Annotated in this window: 17 protein-coding genes and 1 tRNA gene; 10 read left to right on the forward strand and 8 right to left on the reverse strand. The window is 64.3% G+C overall.

The window, feature by feature from the left end; genetic code table 11:
- The first annotated feature begins 468 nt into the window (after nucleotides 1-468).
- The 4 genes from FIV42_RS08180 (at nucleotide 469) to FIV42_RS30060 (ending at nucleotide 2,738) form a co-directional block, all read left to right on the forward strand.
- Nucleotides 469-717 carry a hypothetical protein gene (locus FIV42_RS08180; RefSeq protein ID WP_141197198.1) on the forward strand — a complete coding sequence of 83 codons (249 nt, stop codon included), beginning with the start codon at nucleotides 469-471 and terminating at the stop codon, nucleotides 715-717.
- 232 nt (nucleotides 718-949) lie between these two features.
- Nucleotides 950-1,801 carry a hypothetical protein gene (locus FIV42_RS08185; protein WP_141197199.1) on the forward strand — a complete coding sequence of 284 codons (852 nt, stop codon included), beginning with the start codon at nucleotides 950-952 and terminating at the stop codon, nucleotides 1,799-1,801.
- Between the two features lie 21 nt (nucleotides 1,802-1,822).
- A complete protein-coding gene (locus FIV42_RS08190; protein WP_141197200.1) occupies nucleotides 1,823-2,464 on the forward strand; it encodes a hypothetical protein in 642 nt (213 codons plus the stop codon).
- Between the two features lie 200 nt (nucleotides 2,465-2,664).
- Nucleotides 2,665-2,738: transfer RNA gene (locus FIV42_RS30060), tRNA-Thr, on the forward strand.
- 590 nt (nucleotides 2,739-3,328) lie between these two features.
- On the opposite strand, the gene FIV42_RS08195 is transcribed toward FIV42_RS30060, so the two are convergent.
- The 6 genes from FIV42_RS08195 to FIV42_RS08220 form a co-directional block, all read right to left on the reverse strand.
- Entirely contained in the window at nucleotides 3,329-4,045 is a 717-nt protein-coding gene (locus FIV42_RS08195; RefSeq protein WP_141197201.1) for a TetR/AcrR family transcriptional regulator, read from the reverse strand.
- A gap of 16 nt (nucleotides 4,046-4,061) precedes the next feature.
- Nucleotides 4,062-4,673, reverse strand: a complete 612-nt coding sequence (locus tag FIV42_RS08200) for a TetR/AcrR family transcriptional regulator (protein WP_141197202.1) — start codon at nucleotides 4,671-4,673, stop codon at nucleotides 4,062-4,064.
- A 112-nt stretch (nucleotides 4,674-4,785) separates the two neighbouring features.
- Nucleotides 4,786-7,914 carry an efflux RND transporter permease subunit gene (locus FIV42_RS08205; protein WP_141197203.1) on the reverse strand — a complete coding sequence of 1,043 codons (3,129 nt, stop codon included), beginning with the start codon at nucleotides 7,912-7,914 and terminating at the stop codon, nucleotides 4,786-4,788.
- The gene (locus FIV42_RS08210; protein WP_141197204.1) at nucleotides 7,911-8,921 is read right to left on the reverse strand and encodes an efflux RND transporter periplasmic adaptor subunit; all 1,011 of its coding nucleotides are present in this window, start codon (nucleotides 8,919-8,921) and stop codon (nucleotides 7,911-7,913) included. Before FIV42_RS08210 ends, FIV42_RS08205 begins: the two co-directional genes overlap by 4 nt.
- On the reverse strand, nucleotides 8,918-10,381 hold the full coding sequence (locus tag FIV42_RS08215; protein ID WP_141197205.1) for a TolC family protein: 1,464 nt from the start codon (nucleotides 10,379-10,381) through the stop codon (nucleotides 8,918-8,920). The genes FIV42_RS08210 and FIV42_RS08215 overlap by 4 nt, the downstream gene beginning before the upstream one ends.
- Before the next feature lie 409 nt (nucleotides 10,382-10,790).
- Nucleotides 10,791-11,948, reverse strand: coding sequence for an SAM-dependent methyltransferase (locus FIV42_RS08220; protein ID WP_141197206.1), 1,158 nt, complete (start codon nucleotides 11,946-11,948; stop codon nucleotides 10,791-10,793).
- A 186-nt stretch (nucleotides 11,949-12,134) separates the two neighbouring features.
- Here FIV42_RS08220 and FIV42_RS08225 point away from each other — a divergent pair, with 186 nt between their 5' ends.
- Nucleotides 12,135-12,776, forward strand: coding sequence for a hypothetical protein (locus FIV42_RS08225; protein WP_141197207.1), 642 nt, complete (start codon nucleotides 12,135-12,137; stop codon nucleotides 12,774-12,776).
- A 10-nt stretch (nucleotides 12,777-12,786) separates the two neighbouring features.
- On the opposite strand, the gene FIV42_RS08230 is transcribed toward FIV42_RS08225, so the two are convergent.
- Nucleotides 12,787-13,317 (reverse strand): hypothetical protein, encoded by a 531-nt coding sequence (locus FIV42_RS08230; RefSeq protein ID WP_141197208.1) that lies wholly within the window; start codon nucleotides 13,315-13,317, stop codon nucleotides 12,787-12,789.
- Between the two features lie 160 nt (nucleotides 13,318-13,477).
- Between FIV42_RS08230 and FIV42_RS08235 the strand changes: the two genes are divergently transcribed.
- Both FIV42_RS08235 and FIV42_RS08240 read left to right on the forward strand, forming a co-directional pair.
- Complete coding sequence (locus FIV42_RS08235; protein ID WP_141197209.1) at nucleotides 13,478-14,857, forward strand: cation:proton antiporter; 1,380 nt, start codon at nucleotides 13,478-13,480, stop codon at nucleotides 14,855-14,857.
- A complete protein-coding gene (locus tag FIV42_RS08240; RefSeq protein ID WP_141197210.1) occupies nucleotides 14,857-19,608 on the forward strand; it encodes a cation:proton antiporter in 4,752 nt (1,583 codons plus the stop codon). Before FIV42_RS08235 ends, FIV42_RS08240 begins: the two co-directional genes overlap by 1 nt.
- A gap of 286 nt (nucleotides 19,609-19,894) precedes the next feature.
- Here the strand turns inward: FIV42_RS08240 and FIV42_RS08245 are convergent, their stop codons facing one another.
- On the reverse strand, nucleotides 19,895-21,535 hold the full coding sequence (locus tag FIV42_RS08245; protein WP_141197211.1) for an outer membrane protein assembly factor: 1,641 nt from the start codon (nucleotides 21,533-21,535) through the stop codon (nucleotides 19,895-19,897).
- 140 nt (nucleotides 21,536-21,675) lie between these two features.
- Here FIV42_RS08245 and FIV42_RS08250 point away from each other — a divergent pair, with 140 nt between their 5' ends.
- The 3 genes from FIV42_RS08250 to FIV42_RS08260 all read left to right on the forward strand — a co-directional run bounded on the left by FIV42_RS08250 (nucleotide 21,676) and on the right by FIV42_RS08260 (nucleotide 24,431).
- Nucleotides 21,676-22,464, forward strand: a complete 789-nt coding sequence (locus FIV42_RS08250) for a mechanosensitive ion channel family protein (RefSeq protein WP_141197212.1) — start codon at nucleotides 21,676-21,678, stop codon at nucleotides 22,462-22,464.
- Between the two features lie 99 nt (nucleotides 22,465-22,563).
- Complete coding sequence (locus tag FIV42_RS08255; protein WP_141197213.1) at nucleotides 22,564-23,079, forward strand: 3-hydroxyanthranilate 3,4-dioxygenase; 516 nt, start codon at nucleotides 22,564-22,566, stop codon at nucleotides 23,077-23,079.
- A 245-nt stretch (nucleotides 23,080-23,324) separates the two neighbouring features.
- Nucleotides 23,325-24,431: an amidohydrolase family protein gene (locus FIV42_RS08260; RefSeq protein ID WP_141197214.1), complete on the forward strand. Its 1,107-nt coding sequence runs from the start codon at nucleotides 23,325-23,327 to the stop codon at nucleotides 24,429-24,431.

The following is a 24,431-nucleotide window of genomic DNA, read 5'->3' on the forward strand; positions in this document are numbered from 1 at the left end:
AGCGCCCCCCTCGACACGTGGTCGACTCGCACGAGTTGGCAACCACCCCACCGGGCTTGCCCCGGCGTACGCGTAGTCGACTCGTTCGAGGCAGCAGCCGCCCCTGACAGCTAACTACGCGGCCCCCGCCCCCTCCATTAGGCGCGCGCAGTGCGCCGAGTCGAGGGTCAACATATGCGGGACCAAGCACCTAGTGCCTAGTTTCACGAAACGGTCGGGGCGCGCGCCGTCTCGGCCGCCGGCGCTCGTTTGCAGTTGCACATCTGCGTTCAGTGGAGTGATTTCGCAAGCGCATTTGTCAACTCGACCGCTTTTTGCCAAATTATCGGGTAGTAGAAAGGAGATTCAGATAATTGGCGGGGCGGTTCGAAAGAAGAAGGAACAGCGAGTTCTCGGGCAAGAGTCTCTCTCAACTCCTTTGGAATCACTTCGACCGCATGCTGCGGCTGGGGTGAAGATACCTCGGACTTGAGAAGGCTAGAGAAGTTCTCTGCCGAAGTCTCGTCGCCGGTCTACGGCAAAGAAGAGGAGCGCTACGCCGACCACGCCGAGGGCGACGCTCGGGCCGCTACGTGGATGCGCCTGGTCAACAAGTCACCCGACATCCCCGACGCCTACGCACGCTTCCTGCTCATAACGCTGTCGATGTTCCTTGAGGGCGACGTTGTCCCTGTCACCTTCGATGATGTGCTCGAAGAGCCCCACCTGAAGAATTAGCAGGACATGTGGTCAGCGGGGTCCGAGGTCGTAAAATCGACGTTCGTCGAGCCAATCGGCAACTTGGCCGCAGAGGATCGCGGCGGGTGAGTGTTGAAGTTGAAGTTTCCTGATGAGTGAGCCCCTGAAAACAGGGGGGATGGCAAAGCCGAAAGGCTGTAGTGATCGCCAAACGAGCAAAGGCCATTTGAGCGATCGTTGAGTTCGTTTGCTGGGTATATAAGGATTAGTAATGGCGGCTGAGTTAGTTTTCACTATGTTTCGCCTTCAGCTTGACGAGCGCGAGCAACTCGAATTCGGCCTGAGCGCAAGCTATGGCCGTACGGCCGCGCTAAGGGACGTGCTTTATGAGGCTCCCTACGGGGAGAGCAGATGGGGAACTTGGACGATCGGAAACGTCGCACAAGTCGACGAGTTTGGATACTACTTCAGGCTAGGACGCGTGAAAAAGGAGCGCACACAAACGTTCGAGGATGGCAAATTCGTTGATGTTGCATTCGATCGCGCACCTTATACCCATGCCTTTCTGGACACGCACAAACAAGTGCTCGGAGTCGCACGCAATAAGGAGGTAGCAGGTTCGACCAAGGCACTAGCGAATAGGTTTTGCGGCATAGTGGCCACTTCAGAGACGTTTAAGAAGGCAGGTTTCCTTTGTGAGGCATTTCAAATCTCTGACCCCAAAGGGCTTCTGACTTGGATTGAACGAGCTGACACAATCAAGGCGATGTGGCTCACCTTTCGCCGGCCCAACGCTTTCGATGAAGAGAAGGACTTTCGAGGGCCGATGAAGAAGACACTGAAGGCGCTCAAAGCGAAGAGTGGAACCGCTCAGTTTCATGGTCCAGACATTGACAAGCAGCAGGCGAAAGAGATTACCCAGGCGACAGCCGCCGGAGGGAACGACGCAACTGTTAGGCTTCGAGCCCCGGAAGAAGCCACAGACAGGAATGTGTCGACTAAAGACACCCCGGCGATAGTTACGACCGAGAGTGTTTCGAGCGAAGAAAGCCGCAAGCAATTTCTAGCGCGACTTCGCGCCAAGTACACGGAAGTACGCGGCCCTACACCGGATGAGAGCTAAAATCACAACGAAGGTGAAACGATGGCAACGCACACACGACAGGCGCCGCACGAGGCGAGGCAGCACTCGCCAGAAGATGCGGTTGAATCCGAGTCGAATGCCGTACCATCGACGACGGAGAATGAGGAAACCGTTGAACCAAAGAAACGCGACCGAAAGCTGAATTTTTGGCATTGGTTCTTCTTCGACGGTGATTCGGATGCAGGATGGAAGCGGTTGACGGACCGTTGGATGTTCTTTCACATGGCCATTGGCGGTGTATTTACCTTTCTAGTCGAAGCCCCGATCAAGGAGGTTGCTGGTTCTGGTGTACTACCATTGGTGGCCATTCTTTTTGGACTTGCTTTTGCTTGGGTAGGCAACGCCTTGGCACTAATTACTGACTCAAGCTTCAAACATGCCGCTCGAAACCGTGAAGGAGGAGTCAAAGAGTATGCTTATACCTACCAACTCGCCGTGTTGACTTCGCTGTGCACAGTGGTGCTTTGGGGCCTGATTGCAGTTGGCGTTGCGGATCATCTTTCGTTTGCCGGTCAGGCGGTCTTCAAGTTTGTCCTCTTCACAATTGCTAGCTTGACGATCCGGGAATGCTGGCAGGTTATCTACGGTGCTCATCGCTCGCTCATCGTTGCAGACGAGATCGACCAAGAGATTGGTGACTAGCTGCAAGCCAAATTGAGGTGTTGCCCCGGTCTCCAGCCTGGGCTTTTTTGTGTCACATGATCAAGCACGGAGCTTCGACTTGATCTCTTTGTGCAGCCCGCGTGCCATAAGGGAGGTGCATAGCGAGGTGCAAAGTGAAGTCTATCTGACCCTGCGTCGGGACTGGTTTCGATGGGTCAATCGCGCTACGATTGCCGCTTGGGGCCGCGGCAGGAGGGTAAGTTGCTCACTCGTAATGAGCAGGTCCCCGGTTCGAGTCCGGTCGTTAGCTTCTTCTTGGGCGCGAGATTTGGAGGTCGGCCGACTTCCACACCTCGCGCCCGGATTTCTTACTGAACATTTCGTCCAGCTTGGTCGCAGGATCGACCCAAGGCGGCGCCGTCCCGCCGCCGCGCCGGAGCGCCAGCGAAGGCCTCGTTAGCCCCAGGCGACCGAAGGGAGTCTGGGGTCGAGCGCACGCCCCCCTCGACACGTGGTCGACTCGCACACCTTGACGATGCCCATTTGTTGAGATGAGGTTAGCCCCCTCTAGCTTTCAGGCTTTCCGTCCACCGGGACAAGCCCGGTGGGGCGGTGGGGCGTTCGCGTTTCGCACACTCTAGCTTTCAGGCTTTCCGTCCACCGGGGCAAGCCCGGTGGGGCGGTGGGGCGTTCGCGTTTCGCACACTCTAGCTTTCAGGCTTTCCGTCCACCGGGGCAAGCCCGGTGGGGCGGCTTTCTGCCAAGGCGGCGCCGTCCAGCCGCCGCGCCGGAGCGCAAGCGCAGGCCTCGTTAGCCCCAGGCGACCGAAGGGAGTCTGGGGTCGAGCGCACGCTCCCTCGACACGTCGTCGCTTCCCCCTCGACACATGGTCGCTTCGCGCGCCTACTCTGCTCGCCCCGCCCCTCGCAAAAAGAACGCCACGAGCCGATCGATATGCTCCTCGCTCATCGCCTCACGGAGCGCCGCCTCCTTGTCGGCGGCGGCGGCGTCTGCGACGGCGTCGTCGGCGGCGTCGACGCTCTCGAGGAGCCGGCGGATGCTGTTGCTGATCATGCCCAGGACTTGGCGGGCGACGAAGTCGGCGGTGAGCTTGTCGGCGAGGGTGAACGAGCCGTCTTGGTGGGCGCGCTCGAAGAAGTCGGCCAGCGGGCGGGTGAGCTGCGCCCAGATCGTCTGTCTGTCGAAGGCGGGTTGGCTCGCCGAGGGGTTGCGCGCCACGGTGTAGGCGAAGCTCAACATGTCGGGGTGGGTGCGGGCGTCTTGCAGGGGCAGCTCGATGAGTCGGCGCAGGGTCGGCTCGATGTCGTGGCCGGCGTCGACCGTCGCCTCGATGCGCTCGGCGGTGCGCTCGAAGAGGCTGTCGACGATGGCCAGGAAGAGCGCCTCTTTGTTGCCGAAGTGGTAGTAGACCACCGGCAGGGTGACGTTGGCGCGCGCGGCGATGTCTCGGATGGTGGTGCCCGAGTAGCCGCGCCGGGCGAAGAGCGCCACGGCGGCCTTGGCGACGCGTCCCGGTGAGTCGGTGCTCGCCGGGTCGAGGTCCATGACGAGGTCGACCACGCTGGGGGTCGTGCCGGCGATATAGGGTGAATCTGCCATGCTCTGATCGTTCTGTTCAGTCTTCGGGCTTCTTGGCGGCCCCGTTCATGAACAACTCGATGAGATCGTCCATGTGCGGCTTGAGCGGAAAAGGACCCTCGAGCGCCCAATGGCCGGTCAGGGCCTGCAGGCTGCCTCCCATCGCCATCGCCAGGGTGGCCGGGTCATAGTCGCGCAAGACGCCCTCTTCGATGCCGCGCGACATCAGCTGATTGAACGCGTCGCGCATCTGGTGGTGCTTCTCGAGAAACTCCTCATCGAGGGTCATCGGCGACTCGGCGATCGGCGAGTTGGCCATCGCGGCCAAGAAGAGGTCGCGATCGTTCTCGGCGAACTCGGCGATGCTATACAACGTCCACTTGAGCCGGCCCACGAAGGGCAGGTCCATGGGCGGCTCGTTGGTAAAGACCTCGATCATCTCGGTGAAGACCCGGTGCCACAGGCATCGGAAGAGGTCGTCCTTGTTCGAGAAATGCTTGTAGAGCGCGGACGCCGAGTACTCGGCCTCGGCGGCGATATCCTCGACGGTCGCCCCCCTTCCCTTCTCGAGAAAGACGCGAGCCGCGGCTCGCAGAAGTTTATCGCGCGCCTCAGCGCGGCCCAGCCGTTGGCGGTTATCCTTTGCCATGGTTTCTCGTCGTCCAATGAATTGCAGTTACAGATATGGCTCCCGAGTCAGTATGCACCCTGTGGCAGGCGCCGACAAACTCGGGAGCTCGTGGTGTCACTCCACCAGTGCGTCAGCCGACGACGCCTTCGGCGCCCTCTGGCGACTCGTCAGGACCTGGCGCCTGGTCATGCGGCCCCCCATCGCGTTTGGGGCGCACCTTTTGGACCAGCTTCTCGGCCAGCAGGTAGGCCACCGGCACCACGACCAGGGTGAGCAAGGTCGAGGAGACCAGGCCGCCGATGATCGCCACGGCCATCGGCGCGCGGCTCTCGCCGCCGGCCGACATCGCCAGGGCCACCGGCATCATGCCGCCGATCATGGCGAAGGTGGTCATCAAGATCGGCCGCATTCGCACCGTCCCTGCTTTGACCAGCGCCTCGAAGAGCGGCAGGTTTTCCTCGCGGCGCACCACGTTGGTGTAGTCGACCAGGAGGACCGAGTTCTTGACGACCAGGCCCATCAGCATGATGAAACCGATCATGGTGAACATGTTCAGCGTCATGCCGGTGAGCGCCAGCGCGCCGAGCGCGCCGATGAGCGACAGGGGCAAGGCGAGCATGATCGTGAGCGGGTGGACGAAGCTCTCGAACTGGGCGGCCAAGATCAAAAAGATCAACACGATCGCCAACAGGAGCGCCTCGACCATGTAGCCCATCGACTCGCGCAGCTGCTCGGCGTCACCGCCGAGGGTGCCCGAGACGCCTTCGGGAGCGACTTGCTCACTGAGCGCCATCATCTGCTCGGAGGCCTGGCCGACCGTCTGGCCCTCCAGGTTGCTCAGCACGGTGACCTGGCGCTGGCGGTTGAACCGCTCGATGGAAGCAGGGCCTTCGCCGCGCTCGATGTCGACCACGTTCGACAGCGGGACCAATCGGCCGGTAGCCGAGCGCACCTGCAGGTCCAGAAGCTTCTGGGGGTCGTTTCGGAAATTCTCCTGGATGCGCACTCGCGCGTCGTAGCGGTCGCCGTCGGTGGCCACCTCGGAGACATCCTGGCCCTGATACAGCGTGCGGATGGCCATGCCGATGACCGCAGTGGGGACGTTGAGGTCGGCGGCGCGCTGACGATCGATGACCACGCGCACCTCGGGCTTTCCGAGGCGCACGTTCTTGTCGACGTCGACATAGCCATCCATCTCCTCGAGGGCGGCGATCATCTCGTCGGCCGTGGCGTTGAGCTCGTCGTAGTCGCTTCCCAACAGCATGAACTGCGCGTCACCCTGACGCTGGCCACCGCCACCGCCGACGGACTGAATCGGCTCGATGGCCAGCTGGACGCCTTTGTAGCCGGCCAGCAACGTACGGGCGTACTCCATGGCGTCGGACTGGCTAAACGAGCGCTCCTTGGCGTCGACCAGCTCGACGTGAATGGTGCCCTTGTGCACCTCTTCTTGCTGGCCGCCGCCGATGGTCGCAAAGGTCAGCTCGACGCCGGGCATCTCGCCCAGGTCGTCGGTGATCTGGTCGACCTGCTCGATCGTCTTGTCGAGCGAGGTCCCCAGCGGCATCTCGGCATAGACGCGGAACTCCCCGCGGTCGGCCTCCGGGATGAACTCGGTGGGGATGACCCCGAGCAGTCCCAGCGAGCCGATGAACGAAACGGTGGCGACGATCATGGTGATGATCGGGTGGCGAAGCGCGCCTTTGATCGTGATGTTATAAACGCGATCCAACCAGTCGAAGAACCAGTCGAGCGCCTTGCCGATGGGCCCACCGCTGCCATGCTCGTGCTCTTTGAGCATTCGCGCCGAGAGCATCGGCGTGAGCGTCAGCGCCACGAGCATCGAGACGGACACGGCGATGGCCACGGTGACGCCGAACTGGAAGAAGAACCGGCCCATGATGCCCTTCATGGTCGCCACCGGCAGGAAGACGGCCACGATCGAGGCGGTGATCGCCATGACGGCCAGGCCAATCTCGGCGGTCCCCTCACGGGCGGCCTTCCAGGGCGATTTTCCCATCTCCAAGTGGCGGTGGATATTCTCGATGACGACGATCGCGTCGTCGATCAGGATACCGATCGACAGGGTCAGGGCGAGCATCGTCAACTGGTTGAAGGTAAAGCCGAACGCGTTGAGGAAGCCGACCGTGGCGATGACCGAGGTCGGCAAGGCGAGCGCCGAGATGAGCGTGGCGCGCCAGTCGCGCAGGAAGACCAGGATGATGATGACCGCCAAGATCGCGCCCAACATCAGGTCGAATTGCACATCGCCGATGGTGCGCTCGATGAACGTCGAGTTGTCGACGGGCACGGTGATTCGGTACGACTCGCCGAGCTCTTCGCGCAGCTCGTCGAGCTCGGATTTGACCTCTTTGGCCACCGCCACGGTGTTGGCGCCCGACTGCTTCTGGATGGTCAGCGCGACCGCTGCGTCGCCGTCGAGCGCGGCGTGCGAGCGTTTCTCCTCTTCGGTGTCGCGCACCGTCGAGACATCGCCGACGCGAATCGGCCGGCCTCGAATCGAGGTGATCACCAGCTCGGAGAGCGCCTCGGCGGTGTGCACCTCGCCCTCGGTCTTGATGGTCAGCTCGGTGTCGCCCTGGTCGATGCGACCGCCGGGCACGTTGATATTCTGACTGCCGATCGCCTGGGCGACGTCGGTGACCGTCAGCCCGTAGCTGTCGAGCCGGGCCGGGTCGATCAGGATATGAAACTCGCGCTCCTGACCACCGACGATGTCGATATTACCGACACCGGGCAGGGTCTGGAGGCGCTGCTTGAGAGTGTCGTCGGCCACCTGCGTCAGGTGGCGTGTGTCGTAGTTCCCGGAGAGCACCAGCGACATGATCGGTGCCGCGCCGATATCAAATTTCTGAATGACCGGCGTCTCGACCTCATCGGGCAAGTCGCCCAGCACGGTCTGCACCTTGTCGCGCACGTCCTGTACGGCGATATCGGCGTCGCGTGACAGCTCGAATTGGATGGTGACCAGCCCGAAATTCTCCGAGCTCGTCGAGCGCAGCTCGTCGATGCCGTTGATCGAGTTGACCGCCTCCTCGAGCGGCTCGATCACCTTCGATTCGACCGTCTCCGGGTCGGCGCCCGGGTAGACCGTCGAGACGACGGCCACCGGAAACTCGACGTCGGGGAACAGGTCGACGCCCACGCGCGGATAGGCCACCACGCCGAAGACGACCAGGACGAGCATCATGACCGTCGTGAGGACCGGCCGCTTTACACTGATATCGACGAGCTTCATTGCTCACCCCCTTCGGCGGTCGGACCGCCACCTGCAGCATCTTCGGCCAGCGTAATCTCGGCGAACATGCCCGAACGGATCGCCAGGTCGGGGTTGTCGACCTCGGCGAGCACGTCGAAGGCGCGCGAGCTCTTGGCCACGCTCGGGTTGATACGGTCGACGGTCAGCGTCATCTGGCGGTCGAGCGCAGGCACCTGCACCGACAGCTTGTCGCCCTCATCGACCTGCTTGGCGTACTCTTCGGGCACGCTCACCCGCAGGTAGAGATTCTGGACCTCTTCGAGCTGGATCAGCGGCGACGGGCCGGGGGCAGCGAAGCTCCCCTCGGCGACGTTGACCGCGGTGACCACGCCGGCATAGGGGGCGCGGACCACCGAGTCGGCGCGCGCCTTCTGGGCCATACGCAAGCCCACCTTGGCCTGCTCGAGCTGCGCGCGCGCCGCGGCGAGGTTGCCCGACAACTGGTCGGCCTCCGCAGGCGCCACCGCCTCCTTCGCCAGGAGTTTTTCGAGGCGCTCGTACTCGGTCTGCAGCGTGTCGACCTGCGCCTGGGCCGCCTTGACCGCGGCGCGCGCCTGGTCGACGCGGAGCTGATAATCCTTGGCGTCGATATTCAGGATCCGGTCGCCCTTGTCGACGACGTCGCCCTCTTCGACGTAGACCTCGCGGATGATCCCGCCAACGCTGGCGGCCACGCTCGAGGTGCGCTGCGGCTCGAAGCTGCCCGACAGGCGGCGACCAGCCCCTGGGGCCTCGTTCGTCGTCGGCGACGCCTCGCTGGCGCCCTCGTCGGCCTTGTTTGACTCGTCCGCCTCTTCAGCCTCGTCGGCTCTTTCAGCCTGCTCAGCCTGCTCGGCCTCGTCAGCTTCTTGGGCTGCCGCCTCGTCATTCGCCGTCGCCTGCTCGCTGGGCAGGTCGACCTTCTCTTGTTCCGTGCTGCATCCAGCGAGCGCCAGTCCTCCGGCGCACACTGCGAGCACCACATAAGTCTTCAGCGTGGTCTTCATCGGTTTCCTCCACGGAGCAGCCGATCAGCCGTCACGGGCCGGCCGGTCGCATAAATCAATTCTGTGTGCTGGATCAGCGCCTGATACAGCGCGTTATTTCGATTGTTGCGCGCCTCGGTCAGCGCCGACTGTGCGTCGAGCAGGTCGGTCGAGGTCGACTTGCCTGCCTCGTAGCGCACCGACTCGACGCGATAGGCCTCTTCGGCCTGCGCCACGGCGCGCTCGGCGACCCCATAGGCCTCGACAGCCGACTCCAGGTCGTACCAAGCCATCTTCGCCTGCAGGCCGATCTGGCGGCTGGTCTGCTCTTGGGTCGCCTCCAGGCTGACCACCTGGGCCTCGGCCTCGTCGACCGCGTAGTAGCGCGCGCCCCATTGCCACAGCGTCCAGTCGAGTGACAGCCCAACGAACGCCGTATCGGTGCCGGCGAGTCCCTGTCCCTCGGTGTGCGAGTACTGCCCCACGGCGACGAGCTGCGGGATATAGGTGCCCTCTTCGGCCTTCACACCCGCCTGGGCAGCCTCGATGCCGAGCTCGAGCTGTCGTAGCTCCGGGCGGTTGGCGATCGCCGCCTCGACGGCATCTTCAGGCGAGCCGTCGACGCCGGGCAATGTGTCCGCGTCCACGGCGTTCGCGCCTACGCGCTCTTGGGCGTTGCGCCCCAGCGCCACGGCGAGGTTCGACTGCGCCAAGCGCACCCGCGAGCGGGCCTGGATGACCTCCTGCTCGGCCGCGGCCAGCGCTACTTCGATGCGCATGCGCTGCGAAGAGGTGGTCGCCCCTGCCTCGACGAGTACCGAGACCGTCTCGACCTGCGCGGCGAGCTGCTCGACCGACTGCTGGGCGGTCTCCAGGAGCGCCTGCGCCTGCAACACCCGAAAATAGGCCACGGCAGCTTCACGCGCCTGGTCGCGGCTCACCTGGTCGACCTGCTCTTCGGCGGCCTCCTCGGCGAACTCGGTGGCGCGATAGCCGTGATAGATCGAGTAGAGCGGCCCCAGCGGCTGCGAAATCGTCAGGGCGACATCCCAGGTAATCTGGTCGCGCACCACCGTCGGCTCGGTCTGGGTGAACAGGCCGGCGATGATCTCCTCGTAGGGCGTCTGCGGCGGCGGAAGTTGGGGCACTTGGTCGCCACCCGGCGACGTCGAGAAGGTGATCTCGTCATTCCAGAACTGGATGCCGGCCGACGCTGACAACGTGGGCCCGAAATTCGCGCGCGCCTGCTTGCGCTGCGCCTCGGCGGCTCGCCGGTCGGCCCTGGCGCGAGCAATATTCGGATGCTCGCCGGTCGCCTCCGCGATCGCCTCCTCCAGAGTCACAGTCGTGGCCGCCGTCGTCGGGGCCTGCCCGTCGGGCGCCTGCGCGGCTGCCACCGCCGGCCCACCCACCACACAGGCGACCAGCACGGCAAGCGCGGCCCCTGCGCTAAGTCTCGTTGGCTTGGTTCGATCGGTCATCTACTTCCTTGCTCCATCAGACTGACTACGTGGGTGCCTCGGCGAGAAGCCATCGTCACCCTAAGTGAAAAAGCATTCACCTCTTACGGAGATGACCGTGAAGGATTCATCCCCAGATGTCAATCAAACTTATCGATTGGTGAATATTATTTCACTAAACTCGAGATCGCCGAGAAATCGGTGAACGTGTGTGTCTGAGCATCCGCTACATTTCACGGTTGCGGTCGCGGCGGATCATCCCACACGTTTCTGAGCATTGAGCCCGGCGGGCCTTGCGCCGCGCAAAAAGAAGACCCCGGCGGCGCAAGGCTCGGCGGGGTCTTCCTTCGGCGGGGGGCTTCTTTCGGCGAGGTCTTCTTTCGGCGAGGTCGAGGTCTTGGGGAGCGTAGGCGAAGAGCTTAGCCAACGCTCACTCCCCGCGCTTCTCCTTGTACACCCCGTACATCAACTCGTAGACCACCTCGTCGGGCGGCGTGACGCCCAGCTCGGCGTTGGTCTCGCGGCGGAAGCCGTCGATGAGTTCGCGCACCGGCTTTTTGTAGTCTTCGTCGATCGTCCAGAAAATGGCGGTCAGCCGGGAGACGTCGCCGTGGGGCTGGCGGGTGTAGCTGACGACCTTGTCGAGGTCGCTGCCGCGGCCCTTGCGGTCGAGTTCGTCGACGAAGCCGGCGACGCGCTCGCGGAAGCGCTCGGTGACCGGGTGGTCGGAGTGCTCCCACCCGTCGACGTCGCTCTGGGGCAGCGCTTTGGCCGAGAATTTGGCCGTGTCCAGGCCCTCGCCCAACCGGTAGCGGATATGGATGCGCACCGGCTGGCCCGCCTCGACGTCGACGTCTTCGCGCAGCGGCACCAAGATCGACTGCAGGCCGGACTGGCTGGTCACCTGGATGACGCCCTCGGCGAGCTCGCACATCGTGGTCAGCCGAAGCGCGCTCAGGCGGCCGGAGAGCAGCGGCTTGATGATGATCGTGTCGTCGATCGCCTCGGGGATCTCGGCCGACTTGGTCAGGTCGGTGGTCAAGAAGTGCTTCGACTCGCCCAGCACCGGCACGGGCTCGCCGGGGCGGCTGTAGCGCGGCACCCTCAGCGGCATGCCCGCCACGCCGGTGGCCGTCGAGGCGATCTCGAACATGTGGGCGAGCCGGCGAGGCACCATGGCGCCGTTCTTCTTGAGGACGTTGGCGCGCAGGTTGGCCAGCACGGCCGCCTCGTCGCCCTCGATGAACCAGGTCGAGGTGACGCTGGCCACGGCGATGTCGACGTGCTCGTCGAGGCTGACCTCGCGGGGGGACTCGGCCACCAGCTTGACCTTCTTGCCCAGATCGCGCGCCAACAGCCCCTTCTCGATGCTGTCGATCAGCTCCGGATCTTCCTCGATGATCACCACGCGCCCGGCCTTCTCGTAGGCCGCCTCGATGAGCGTGGCCGCCTGCCAGCCAACCAGCGCCACGCTCGGCTCGGCCGCCGCGCACGCCTCCAGGGCAACCTGGAGTCCGCGCAGCATCGACTGGCGCCGATGCGGGTCGAGGGCTGCCGAGAACTGCTCGCCGACCGGTCTGGAAAACATCCCTTTCGATTCCATCACTGCCTCTCTTAGTTGTACGTTTTTGGCACCCCAACAGTTAGCAACTCCCCATTAGGGTGTAAACAACGCCCCCCTCCACCCCAGCCCCCACCTCCCATTTGCATTCCAAAGCCGTACGGGTAACATGCAGCTATCGAAACGGACCTGCTTTTTAAGGGAGTAACCCTGATGTCTCAGTTTCCCAACCGCCGCTTGATGCCGTTTTTGCTGATGATTCTGGCTGTCGCCAGCCTTGGACTCGCCGCCTGTCAGGCGGCCATGGAGACCAAGCAGGGTGGGCTGAACGAGTTTTGCAACAACCGCGACTCCGATTGTCGCGAAGGTTTGGTGTGCGAAGCCGGCGTGTGTGTGATGGCCAACCCGGCTGTGACCGACGCGTGTGAGCAGGTCTGCATGCGCATCGACACCTGCGGGGTCACCGAGCCCAACTGCATCAACGACTGCTCGACCGAGATCCAGAACTGGGGCGACGGCGTCATCGAGACGTTCGCCAGCTGCGTGGTCGACGATTTGACCTGCGAAGAGATCGGCGACACCGCCAACGACGCCGCCCAGGTGTGCTACGACCGGCTGCCGCTCGACACCGAGCGCGCCGACCGCTGCCGCCTGCTGGTGCGCGAGCTGCAGAGCTGCCGCCCCGGCGCGAACACCAACCGCTTCCAGTCCGACTGCGTCTACCTGGCGCGCACCGCCGGTGACGAGCTGTGGTCGAACACCGACGGCTGCGCCGAGTCGGTCGAATTCGGCGAGTGCAGCGAGACGGTCGACTGCATCAACCAGGTGTTCAAGTACGAAGAAAACCCGTTCTAATCACTCCCGATCACTCGATCGCCTCTTCGACCTGCGCGACCGCCTTGCGGGTGCGCGGGTCGTCGCTCATCGTCTTGATGGTCGACAGCCGATTCTTCAGAGGCGTGACCCGGTCGAAGCCGCGCCGGCCGGCCAGGTCGGCCACGTGCTCGAGGGCGTCGCGCACCACGCGCTCGTCGGGGTGATCGAGCATTCGGATGAGCAGGTCCTCGTCGTCCGGATATGTCCAGCCCGCCTTGCGGTACTCGCTGACGGCGGTGGCGAACTCGCGAAACCCGTCGGCCTTTCGAAGCTCGTCGATCGCGGCCTTGCGCTCGGCCTCGGGTGTGCCCTCCTCGGGCTCCAGGCCCTTCATCATCTCTTTGAAACGCTCGGGCATCTCGCCCGACTTGAACAGCTTGTCGAGGTCGCGCTTGTACTTGGCCGACGAGCGCTTGTCCTGTGACTTCCGGGACTTACGGTCTCGGCTGGTGTGCTTGCTGCTGTCTTTCTGCCGGTCGATCTCTCGCCAGCTCTTGTTTCTGCGCTCGTCATCACTCATGGAACCTTTTCCTCTTGCTTAATCAGGCGTCGAATGGTCACAACGCCTCAGAATGTCGTGCGAGGACGCTTGGCGTCAACGGGCGCGACGAAATTTCGTCTTCGCCTCACCCCGTGTTATGGATGGTGAGACGAATTCAGCCGTATAGAAGCGTTAATGGATGAACCGACATAAGCCGAACAAAATCGCTTGGGTGGGCGCAGGCGCCCTGATCGCGCTGCTCTGGCCTGTGATCGGCCTGGCCGCCGGCAAAGGCGGCTTCGAGGGCCTCGACCCCAGCCAGGAGAGTGTGCTCATTCTGCTGGCCATCGTCGGGGTCGCCTACCTGGTCACCCACCTGGTCCTGGAGCGCGTCGCCGAGCGATTCGGCTTCGTGACCGGCGTCGAGTACATCGTGCTGGGCGCCATTTTGGGCCCGGCCGCCAGCTATATCCCCGACGTCCAGCCGCTGATCGACGACACCACCCTGGGCGCGCTGACCCCGGCGATCGTGCTGGGCACCGGCTCGCTGGGGCTGTGGGGCGGGCTGCACTTCGACTTCAAGAAGTTCGGAAACCTGCAGTTCCGCGCGCTCAAGAGCGCGATGTTCATCTCGCTGACCACCCTCCTGGTGGTCGTGGGCGTGGCGACCGCGGTGCTCTACTACTTCTGGAGTCCGGGCACCGTCGTCGCGGCCATGCCCGCGCTTTTGTGCGTGGGCACCGTCGCCATGGTCGCCGACACCGGCCCGCTGCGCTCGATGGCCGCCTACCTGGGCGCCGAGGGCCCGGCGACCGAGTTCGGCGCGCTGGTCGCCGGTTACTGCTCGGCGATGGGCATCACCGCCTTCGGCCTGATCTTCTGCTTTTACAACACCACCACCGTCCCGTTCGACGTCGACCCGCCCTTTGTGTGGCTGGTCTGGTTCGGCATCCACCTGCTTCTGGGGAGCGCGCTGGGGCTGGTCTTTGCGACCTTTCTTCGCCGCGACTTCTCCGACGACAAGATCATCACCGTCGTCATCGGCATGGTCATCTTCTCGAGCGGGTTCGCCTACTACCTGCACCTGTCGCCCATCTTCGTGAACTTCATCTTGGGCGTCGTGCTCATCAACACCGGCCGCCACGCCGACCACGTCGAGTCGCGGCTGCGCGCCATTCGCCGACCGCTGTATATCGTGCTCTTCTTCTTCGCCGGCGCCGGCTGGAAGACGGGCAACGTGGCCTGGTGGGCGTTCGCGCTGGTGATCGTCTACGTGGTGCTGCGACGCACCGGCCGCCTGGCCGGAAGCCTCGCCGCCACCCGCATCGTCTCCCAGCAGACCTACGGCGCCGGCCTGGGCCGCGCGCTCCTGGCGCCCGGGGCGCTCAGCGTGGCGATGTTGTTGAATTTCGACCAGGTCTTCAGCGGCTCGCCGTACGCCAAGGTGCTGTACGACGGGCTTCTGACCGCCATCGTCGTGACTGAAATTGTCGCTTATCCCATGACGCGTAGTTGGCTCATCGACGTCGCCGACGTCGCGCCTCCCGAACAGCGCAAACGCCAAACGGAGGCCGGCTGATGTGGCAGATTATCACCATCGTCGTACTGCTCTTGCTGATGATCAGCCGGCAGTTCTTCGACCTGCACAGCACCGTCGGTGACTTCGATCCGGGCACGCTTGCGGCCACCGGCTTTATCATCCTGGCCGCCTTCACCATGGGCGAGCTGTTCAAGCGCCTGAAGATGCCGGCGCTTCTGGGCTATATCGCCGCGGGCATCGTCTTCGGCCCCGACCTCTCCCAGCTCGTCTTCGACGGCCAGCGCCAGGCCATCTTCGGGCGCGAGGTCATCTCCGATCTGTCGCTCATCAATATCTTGACCATCGGCGTCATCGGCACGCTGGGCGGCGGTGAGCTCAAGATCAGCGACCTCAAAGACCAGGCCGGCACCATCCTGACGGTGATCGCGTTCTCCTTTTTGGCGATCGTGCCCCTGTCGGCGGCCACCGTGATGGGCATCTCGGTGGCGTTTCCCGACCTGATCCCGTTCTTGGAGGGCACCCCGCAGATGACCCGCATGGCCGTGGCGCTCTTGTTCGGCGTCTTCGGCTTTGCGATGAGCCCCGCGGCCACCCTGGCGATCATCCAAGAGACCAAGGCCAGCGGCCGGTTCACCTCGCTGACTCTGGGCGTGGTCATCGTGGCCGACCTGGTGTTGGTCGCCTCGTTCTTGCTCGTCTTCAACTTCTCGCAGCTCCTCATCGGCCCGGGCGGGGTGACCGACGAGGCGGTCAACAACCTGCTCATCAAGATCGGCCTGGAGTTCGGCTGGGCGATCGTCATCGGCATCGTCACCGGCGGGCTGTTCATCTTGTATTTGCGCTTTGTCGCTCGCGAGATGCTGCTCTTTACGGTGGGCCTGATCTTTGCGGCCGCCGCGGTCGCCGAGATGGTCCACGCCGAGATGCTCCTGGCATTCTTGGCCGCCGGTTTCATCGTCCAGAACTTCTCGAAGCATGGTCACGACATGATCCATGCGCTCGAGAAGATCAGCCTGCCGGTCTTCGTCATCTACTTCATGATCCAGGCCGCCGAGCTCGACTTGATGGCCGTCGCCCAGTTCTTGCCGCTGGCGCTGGTCTTGACCTTCGTGCGCGGCCTGGCGCTGTACGGCAGCGTCAAGATGGCCACCAAGCTGCGCAACGCGCCCGAATATATCGACAGCAACCTGTGGATGGCCTTCTTCTCGCGCGGCGGCGTCGACATCGTGCTCGCCAGCCTCGTGGCCGACCAGGTGGGCACCTGGGGCACCGAGTTCAAGGCGGTCATCATGGCGACCGTCGTCATCCACATCATCGCCGGTCCCGCCATCCTCAAGTGGGTCTTCGAGCGCGTCGGCGAGACCGAGGACGCCCGCAAGGCAGGCAGCGAAGAGGTCGCCGAGCTCGACCGCATCGTCGGCTTCGACCACGAGCCGGTCTACGAGCCGCTCGAGCGCCCCGACTTTCCCGACCCGCGCCTCGACGCTCGCCTCGGCGAGGTGCGCGAGGAGCTGACCAACTGCTACCAGGGGTGTCTGGTCGACCAGATCGAGCAGCACGGCCAGCGCCTGCAGCACATGGTCGGGCGTATCGACACGGTGCGCCGCGAGACGCTCGACGACCTGGTCACCCTGCTCGAAGAGGCCGAAGAGGGTCACAGCGAGGACATCGCCCCGCGCGTCAAGCGCCTGCACGTCAAGTTTCGCCAGACCATCCAGCCCCAGATCGACATGCTCGAGCAACTCGAGCCGATGCCGGTCACCGTCGAGACCACCGACCGGCTCTTGGAGCGGGTGCGCGGGCTGGTGGACTTCGACGAGACCTACCGGGTGCGCATGGAGCGCTGGCTGCTCAAGGGCGGCGCCGTCGACAACAAGCTGTTGACCCTCGTGCGCGCCATGCGCCGCATCCGCCGAGCGTACGGGCGCGGCGGGTACCGAAACGTGCCTCTGGGCCGCTTGTGGCGGTTTTATCTGGAGTTGTCGCTGCCCGGCTATCTGGCCAGCGCAGTCAGCGCCACCGCCGAGCGCAACGAGGCGTTCTGGTATCACCTGGGCATTCACCTGCGACGCGTCGACGACCTGTTCGAGCGGGTCGTGCGCACGTTGCGCGCCCCGGCCGAGCGCCCCATCGACGAGGAGCCCGACGAACAGAAATCGCCCGGCGACGAGGAGGGAGTCACCGTCGTCGAGCGCGGCGAGACGCTCTCGCCGTCGGTCGACGCGTTGCCGATGAGCATGGCCGCCGAGGCGGACGACGACGAGGACGAGCACGACACCCACGGTGAGCACGACGCCCACGGCGAGCGCGACGAGCATGGCCACGACGACGCCGACGAGGCCGGCGACGAAGAGCCGAAACGCGCCGACGCGTCGGCCGAGTTCGGCACGCTCGCCCCGCTGGCCAAGGCGCTCAGGCAAGCCAAGCAGAGCCGCGAGCGCCTCACGACCGATGCGGACGAGCTCGACACGCTGTTGGCGCTGTTCATCCAGACCCAGCGTGAGCGCTTCAGCTTCAGCATCGAGCGCGCCTTCGGCGACTTCGTCGACGCGGTCGCCAAGGCGGGCACCATCGAGCTGCCGGCGTTCCGCTACCGCGCCTCCGCCCGCTACGACGAGGCCCACCGCGCCGAGGCACGCCTGCGAAGCCGACTCGACCGCGAGGCGAGCCTGGTCATGGGCTATCAGGGCTGGGTGGTGCTCGATCACCAGCTCATCTTGTTCTTGCACTGGTTCCGCACCTATCAGCGGCGCGTCGTCGCCACCCTCGAGTCGCGCTTCGACGAGGGGTGCCTGCGCCAACTGCGCCGGCTCGAAGGCCGCTGCGAAGAGCGCCCCAGCGTTGTGCGAGAGGGCGTGATGCCCGATGGAGGGGGCGACAAGCCGGGCGTGCCGGATTGGGCGAATTGGTTTGCCGAGCAGCTCGATCCGGCCCTCGAGAACGCGCGCGTCGACCTCGAGCACGCGCTGACCGACTTCGGTCAGGGCATCATCACCCGTCGGTTGATGGACGTGCTCGAAGCGCGCGTGGCCCGCTTCTCCGACCAGGTCCACCTGCTCGTCCAAAACCCGGTGGAGTCGGTCGAAGAGGGAAGCCAGATCGAGACGGTGACCGTGCCGCTTCGGGCCTGGTATTTCTCCAAGCTGCTGCGCGAGGCCGCGCTTCGCCTCGTCGAGTTCAACGAGCGCGCCGAGCGCATCTTGCGCCGCTCGCTGGTCGCGCTCAGCGAGATCAGCCAGAGCCTCGAGTTCGAGCTGGTGGCTCGCCAGGCCGAGTACCGCAACGACGGCGAGACCGAAGAGGCCAACCAGGTCGCCGAGCGTGCCCTGCGCGAAGCGGCCGCCCAGACCGCCCAGCTCGTCGAGCAGATCCACGAGGACGAAGAGCAGATGCGCGTGTGGGTCGTCGGCGAATCGACGCGCATCGTGCGCGAGTCGACCATCCCGTTCCTCGAGCACCGACTCATGGAGGTCATGCGCGAGCTTAGCCAGGTGCGCCGCGGCGGGCTGGCCAAGCGCAGCGTGCAGCCGCTCATCAGCCGGCTCGAGGTGGCGTATCGACGCATCACCCCGGTGGTCGCCCAGATCACCGGCGACATCGGCGACAAGCTCGCCGGCCGCCAGCCCGAGACGCGCAAGTCTCAGGTGCGCGATCGGTTGATCAGCGCCGATCCTCAACGCGCGGCCAACACACCGGCGATCTACCGGCGCCTGTTCAGCCCCGTGCCCGTCGATATCCCCGACTTTTACGTCGAGCGGCCCGCCCTCGAAGAAGAGTGTCTCGAGGCGGTCGATCGCTGGTTCAACGGCCAGTCGACCTCCATCCTCATCGCCGGCGACCGCGGCATGGGCAAGCGTACGCTGGTCCACCACGTGCTGCCGATGCGCATGTTCAGCAAGTACCACGAGCTCGACGAAGAGCAGCTGCAGACGGTGCGCATCGACGAGCAGGTCGAGACCGAGCGCGAGCTGTGCGCCTCGTTCATGCCGCTGCTCGACGGCGACTCCCCGCGCACGCTCACCGAGCTCGCCGGCGAGCTCAACGGCGCCGAGCAGCGAAAGATCGTCTTCGTGGAAAACGGCGACAAGATCTACTCGCGCACCCGCGAGGGCCTGGCCCTGTGCGAGCGCTTCCTCGACATGATGGAGGCGACCTCCGGGCAGATCTTGTGGATCATCATGATGGGCAAGCCGGCCACCACGCTGCTCGACACCGCGCTGCAGCTGTCGGACTACTTCACCCACGCCCTCGAGGTCGACCCGCTGGGCCCCGAGCAGATCGAGCAGATGATCTTGGCTCGCCATGAGGTCAGCGGCTTCGACATCACCTTCCAGAAGCCCGAGGTGCGCTACCTCGACCGCCTCCAACGCCCCCTGGAGGCCTCCGACGCGCTGCGCCACCCGCAAAAGGAGTATTTCGAGCGCCTCGGCCGCCTGTCGGGCGGCAACCCCCTGCTCGCCCTGCTCTACTGGCTCGAGACGGTCCACGTCGACCCGCGCGACAACTCGCACATCATCGTCGACCCTCTGCCCGAAGAGGAGCTGGCGCTCATCGACAACCTGTCGGTCCAAAAGAAGCTGATTCTAGCCACCTTGGTCCAACACCACGCCCTGAACGCCCGGCGGCTCAGCCGGATTCTGCGCGTGGGCCTCGAAGAGGTCAAAACCGAGCTCAACCACCTGCGCCGGCTCGGCTTCGTCGAGTTCATCGCCAGCACGACGAGCTATCAGCTGCGCCCCCTGCCGGGCGCGTTGATTACGCAGGAGTTGCGGGCGCGCAATTTGGTGTAGGGGTTCGCACAAGCGACGTCTTCCTCTCCGCCCGTAGCGAAGCGTAGGGTAGGAGAGGACCGAGGAGAGGGACCTCCTCCGCGAGCAAAGCGAAGTGGAGGAGGATCTAGGAGGAGGCCGTCTTTGCCGGCATTAAGGGCCTCTCCCTCGGTCCCTCTCCACTTCGCTTACGCTGCGTGGAAAGGGAGGCCTCTCCTTAATCCTCTCCCTCCCTTCGCTCCGCTACGGGTGGAGAGGAGACCCATGCGCGCTCGATCTCTCCTAATACACCTTATGCACCTTCGGCCTAATACACCTTCGACACCGAAAACGAAAAATTGCCCTCGAGCGGCCATCCCTCGCGCCACCCGAACGAGTAGTACGCGTCGGCCTGGAAGTTATCGAGGAAGAAGACGTGGATGCCCGGGCCGAACGAGGCGAAGAAGTCGAGGTTTTGCTCGCGGGTCTGGCGGTCCATCAGGCCGACGAGCGCGGCGCCGCCCGAGGCGCTGACTTTGAGAATGTCGCGGTAGAGCGACATCCGGTACTCCAAGCCCATCTGGCCCATGTTGCGCGCGAACGATTCCTCGCCGGCCACCGCGCGCAGGATCGGCGAGGCGATCGGCTCTTCGTCTTGCCAGCTCGTCCCCTCGCCGGTGATGGAGGTGCCGCGCAGGCGCCAGAACAGGTCTTGGTAGCCGAAGGTCCACACGTCCCGGTAGCGCAGCTCGGCGCGGCGCACCAGGCCGGCGGCGACGTTGTACATCTCGAACTCCAGGTCGAGCTTGTGGCGCTTGTCGCGACGAAAGGTTCGCATCCCCAACAGCCAGTCGAGCGAGACGCGACCCAAGGGATAGTGGCGGGTGACTTCGGTGACGTAGTCGGGGGTCAGCGCGGTGCGCTCGAGCAAAAAGATCTTCTCGTAGCCGTAGCCCAGGCCCAAGCTGAAGACGAGATCGTCGACGGGCTCGACGCCCAGGCTGGCCACCGCGCTCACGTTGAGGTCGAGGAAGTCGTCGAGGCCCAAGCTCGCGCGTCGAGGGCTGTCGAGGCGCCCGCGAAGATCGATCGTGGGCCGCAGCCAGGCCTCGTGGAACGGCGGCAACGCCCAGTGCAAGCGCGACTCGGCGTGGGTGAGCAGCTCGTTGCTCAGCCCGGCGGCCTCCAGGCTCACGCGGTAGCGATCGTCGTCGACGGCCAACCCGGTCGACGCGTAGCTGATATGCGGGCGCAAGCCGTACGGCAGCAGGTAGCTGACGCCGTAGCCCAGCCCGTCGCCCCAGCCGTTGCTGACCACGTGCACCCGCAGCGCGTAGCGCCCACGCGACTCACGCCACACATCGTCGAGATCATCGTCATTCTCCTCGAGGGCGCTGATGAAGTCCTGCAGCTGGAAGAACGTCGACGGCCGCGGCTCGAGCAGCACCAGCTCGGCGCGGAGCTCGGCGAGGCCGTATTTGTCTTCGAGTCGGGCCAGCTCTTCTTCGATGCGGTGGCGGTTGTAGACGTCGCCGGGAAGGCGCATCTCGATTTGCAGGCGAAGGGTTTGTCCGCTCCCCGAGCCCGTAAAGAAGATCTTGTCGAGCTTGCCCTCGTCGACGAAGACATACAGCGTCTCGTCGTGGACGAGGGTGCGCACCCGGGCCAAGTCGTAGCCGGTCTTTCGAAAGAAACTGCGCAGGCGCAACTCGGCGCGCTCGGCGACTTGCTCGGTGACCGGCCCCTCGTCGGGAAGGTCCATCACCCAGAGCAGCACCGAATCGAGCAGCTCGCTGTTGCCGCGGATATGGACCGGCAATCCGGTGGCAAAGGTGCCGTCTTCACGCGGGTCGGGACGCAGCTCCTCGACGGTCATCTGAGCGAGCGCCTCGTCGGCGGGGGCGACGAGGGCGATGAGTGCGGCCGCGGCGATCAACCATCGGGCCGCCATGGGGTGGACAACAGGCATCGAACTTCTTCAGTCAGCAGACAATCCCATTCGAGGCGTGAACTTTGTGCGAATGTAAGTACATTGCGCTATAGTCGTCACGCAGGCGGCAAAGCTAAGCGCAAGCGACATACTCGTCACGTCGTACCCAAACGAGTCCCATGGACCCACAGCAGACACAAGCAGCCTCTCAGGTAGCCTCGCAGGTAGCCGGTGAAGCCGTCCCCCTCTTTTTGCAGCCCGTCTGGGCGCTGAGCATCTTTCTGGGGGCCGTGTTGATCTCGCTGGGCATTGGCTACCTGGCCAGGCTGCCGGGACTACGCCGGGTGCGCCATTGGTTGTTGCTCACGCGCGTGCTCGTGTGGACCGTGGCGGTGTTCAACACCGTATTCGCGCTGTTTCGCCCGGTCACCGAGCACTGGGTGTGGCTGGGCGTGCTCGTGTTGGGGCTGATGGCCCTGGCGGGCATCGACTGGCTTCGAAACGTCGCCGCCGGCCTTGCCGTCGCCTTCGAGTCGCACTTCCACGTGGGCGATATGGTGCGCTTTGGCAATGTGGAGGGTGAAGTGGTCAACCTGGGAACGCGCGCGGTGACCATGCGCGCCCCCGACGGCACCCTGCACCAAATCCCCAACGAGAGTCTCACGCGCGACGCGGTCACGCACCTGGAGGCCGACGGCGAGGCGGCCTGCGAGATCGTGGTCGCCCTGCCCAAGGGTGTGTCGCCGGAGCGCGCGCTCAAGCTCGCCCAGCAGGCCGCGTTTTTGACCCCGCTGGCCTCGCCGCACCACCGCCCGGATGTCTTCTTGGACGTCGACCGCAACGCCGGCGGCGGCATCCAGTTGCATATTCGCGGCTTCGCCTTCGATCCCGGCCACCGCGAGCACTTCCGCAGCGACGTCGTCGCCCGCATCCACGACATGCTGCGCATCGAAAGCGCGCCCTCTTGAGGCGCCCATTTGACGCGCCCTCTTGACACACAGGCCCCGTCCCACTTTGATAGGGACAGCTGTAAAGCACTTAAAAACATACACAACGCGAGGCCTCCGATGGGAAGCATCATCCCACCGATCAACTTCAAGCAGTGGATCGAGGACAACCGCCACCTGCTCAAGCCCCCGGTCGGCAACAAGAAGATCTGGGAGGACACCGACTTCGACGTCTTCATCGTCGGCGGTCCCAACGAGCGCAAAGACTACCACATCAACCAGAGCGAAGAGTTCTTCTACATGATCGAGGGGGACATGACCCTCAAGATCGTCGAGAACGACGAGTTTCGCGACCTGCCCATCCGCGAAGGCGAGATCTTCTTGCTCCCCAAGGGCATCCCGCACTCCCCGCAGCGCGAGGCGAATACGGTCGGTCTGGTCATCGAGCACAAGCGCCCTGAGGGCGTCGAGGATGGGCTGCGCTGGTACTGCGACGAGTGCGGCGAAGTCTTGCACGAGGAGTTCTTCTACCTGACCGACATCGTCGGCCAGCTCAAGAAGGCGATCCAAGACTTCTGGGCCAGCGACGAGAAGCGAACGTGTGAGAATTGCGGCGCGTACATGGAGAAGCCATGAGTGGAGCAGCGTGTGTGTGCTGATTCGCTACGCCCTCTATTTAAGTGAAACTACTATTGAAGGGCGGACGATCAGCGGCATTTGAGCGAGGTGGACGTCTTGCAGGACAGACACGTTTCTTTTCACCATGACGCACGCTATGCGCATACGCCTCGCACCGTCCGCCCTGAAATAGTAGTTTCACCTCAATAGCAGGCGCTACTGCCCTGAAGCACGATCATCAAGTTTCTTGACCCCATATAAACATGAAAATCGACATCCACGCCCATATCCTCCCCAAAACGTGGCCCGACCTGCGCGAGCGCTACGGCTACGGCGGGTTCATTCGCCTCGAGCACACCGGCACCGGCTGCGCGAAGATGATGAAGGACGACGAGTTCTTCCGCGCCGTCGAGCCGAACCTGTGGGACCCGAAGGTGCGCGTCGAGGAGTGTGACAAGCACGGGGTCGACGTGCAGGTCCTGTCGACGGTGCCGGTCATGTTCAGCTACTGGGCCAAGCCCGCCGACACCCACGACCTGTCGAAGATCCTGAACGACCACATCGCCGACTGCGTCGCCCAATTTCCCAAGCGCTACATGGGCCTGGGCACCGTGCCGATGCAGGCGCCCGAGCGCGCCGCCCAGGAGCTCGACCGCTGCATCAACGACCTCGACATGGTCGGCGTCGAGATCGGCACCCATATCGGCGAGTGGAACCTCGACGACGAGGCGCTCGACCCGTTTTGGGAGGCGGCCAACGACCTGAACGCGGCGGTCTTCGTGCACCCATGGGACATGATGGGCTTTGACGACATGCCCAACTACTGGCTGCCGTGGCTGGTGAGCATGCCCGCCGAGACCAGCCGCGCGATCTGCTCGCTGATGATGGGCGGCGTGCTCGAGAAGTACCCGAATATCCGGTTCGCGTTCGCCCACGGCGGCGGCGAGTTCCCGGCGACCATCGGCCGCATCCAGCACGGCTTCAACGTGCGCCCCGACCTGTGTCAGACGCGCACCAAGACCTCGCCGACCGACCTCATCGACCGCATTTACATCGACTCGCTGGTCCACGACCCGCGCGCGCTCAAATACACCGTCGAGGTCATGGGCCACGAGCGCATCGCGCTGGGCACCGACTACCCGTTCCCGCTGGGCGAATTGCAGCCCGGCCAGCTCATCGAGAAGGTCGACTTCCTCACCGCCGAGGTCAAAGAGCGCATGCTCAGCGGCACCGCGCTCGAGTGGGCCGGCCGCGAGCGCACCGCCTACGAGACCGACGCCAGCCGCGCGCACTCCGAGTCGATCGGCTTCGAGATAGCCGACAGCTGCTGCGCCGAGCACGCAGCGGCCGCCAAGACGCCAGCTCAATAA

Origin of the sequence: Persicimonas caeni (assembly GCF_006517175.1) — a bacterium.
GTDB lineage: Bacteria > Myxococcota_A > Bradymonadia > Bradymonadales > Bradymonadaceae > Persicimonas > Persicimonas caeni.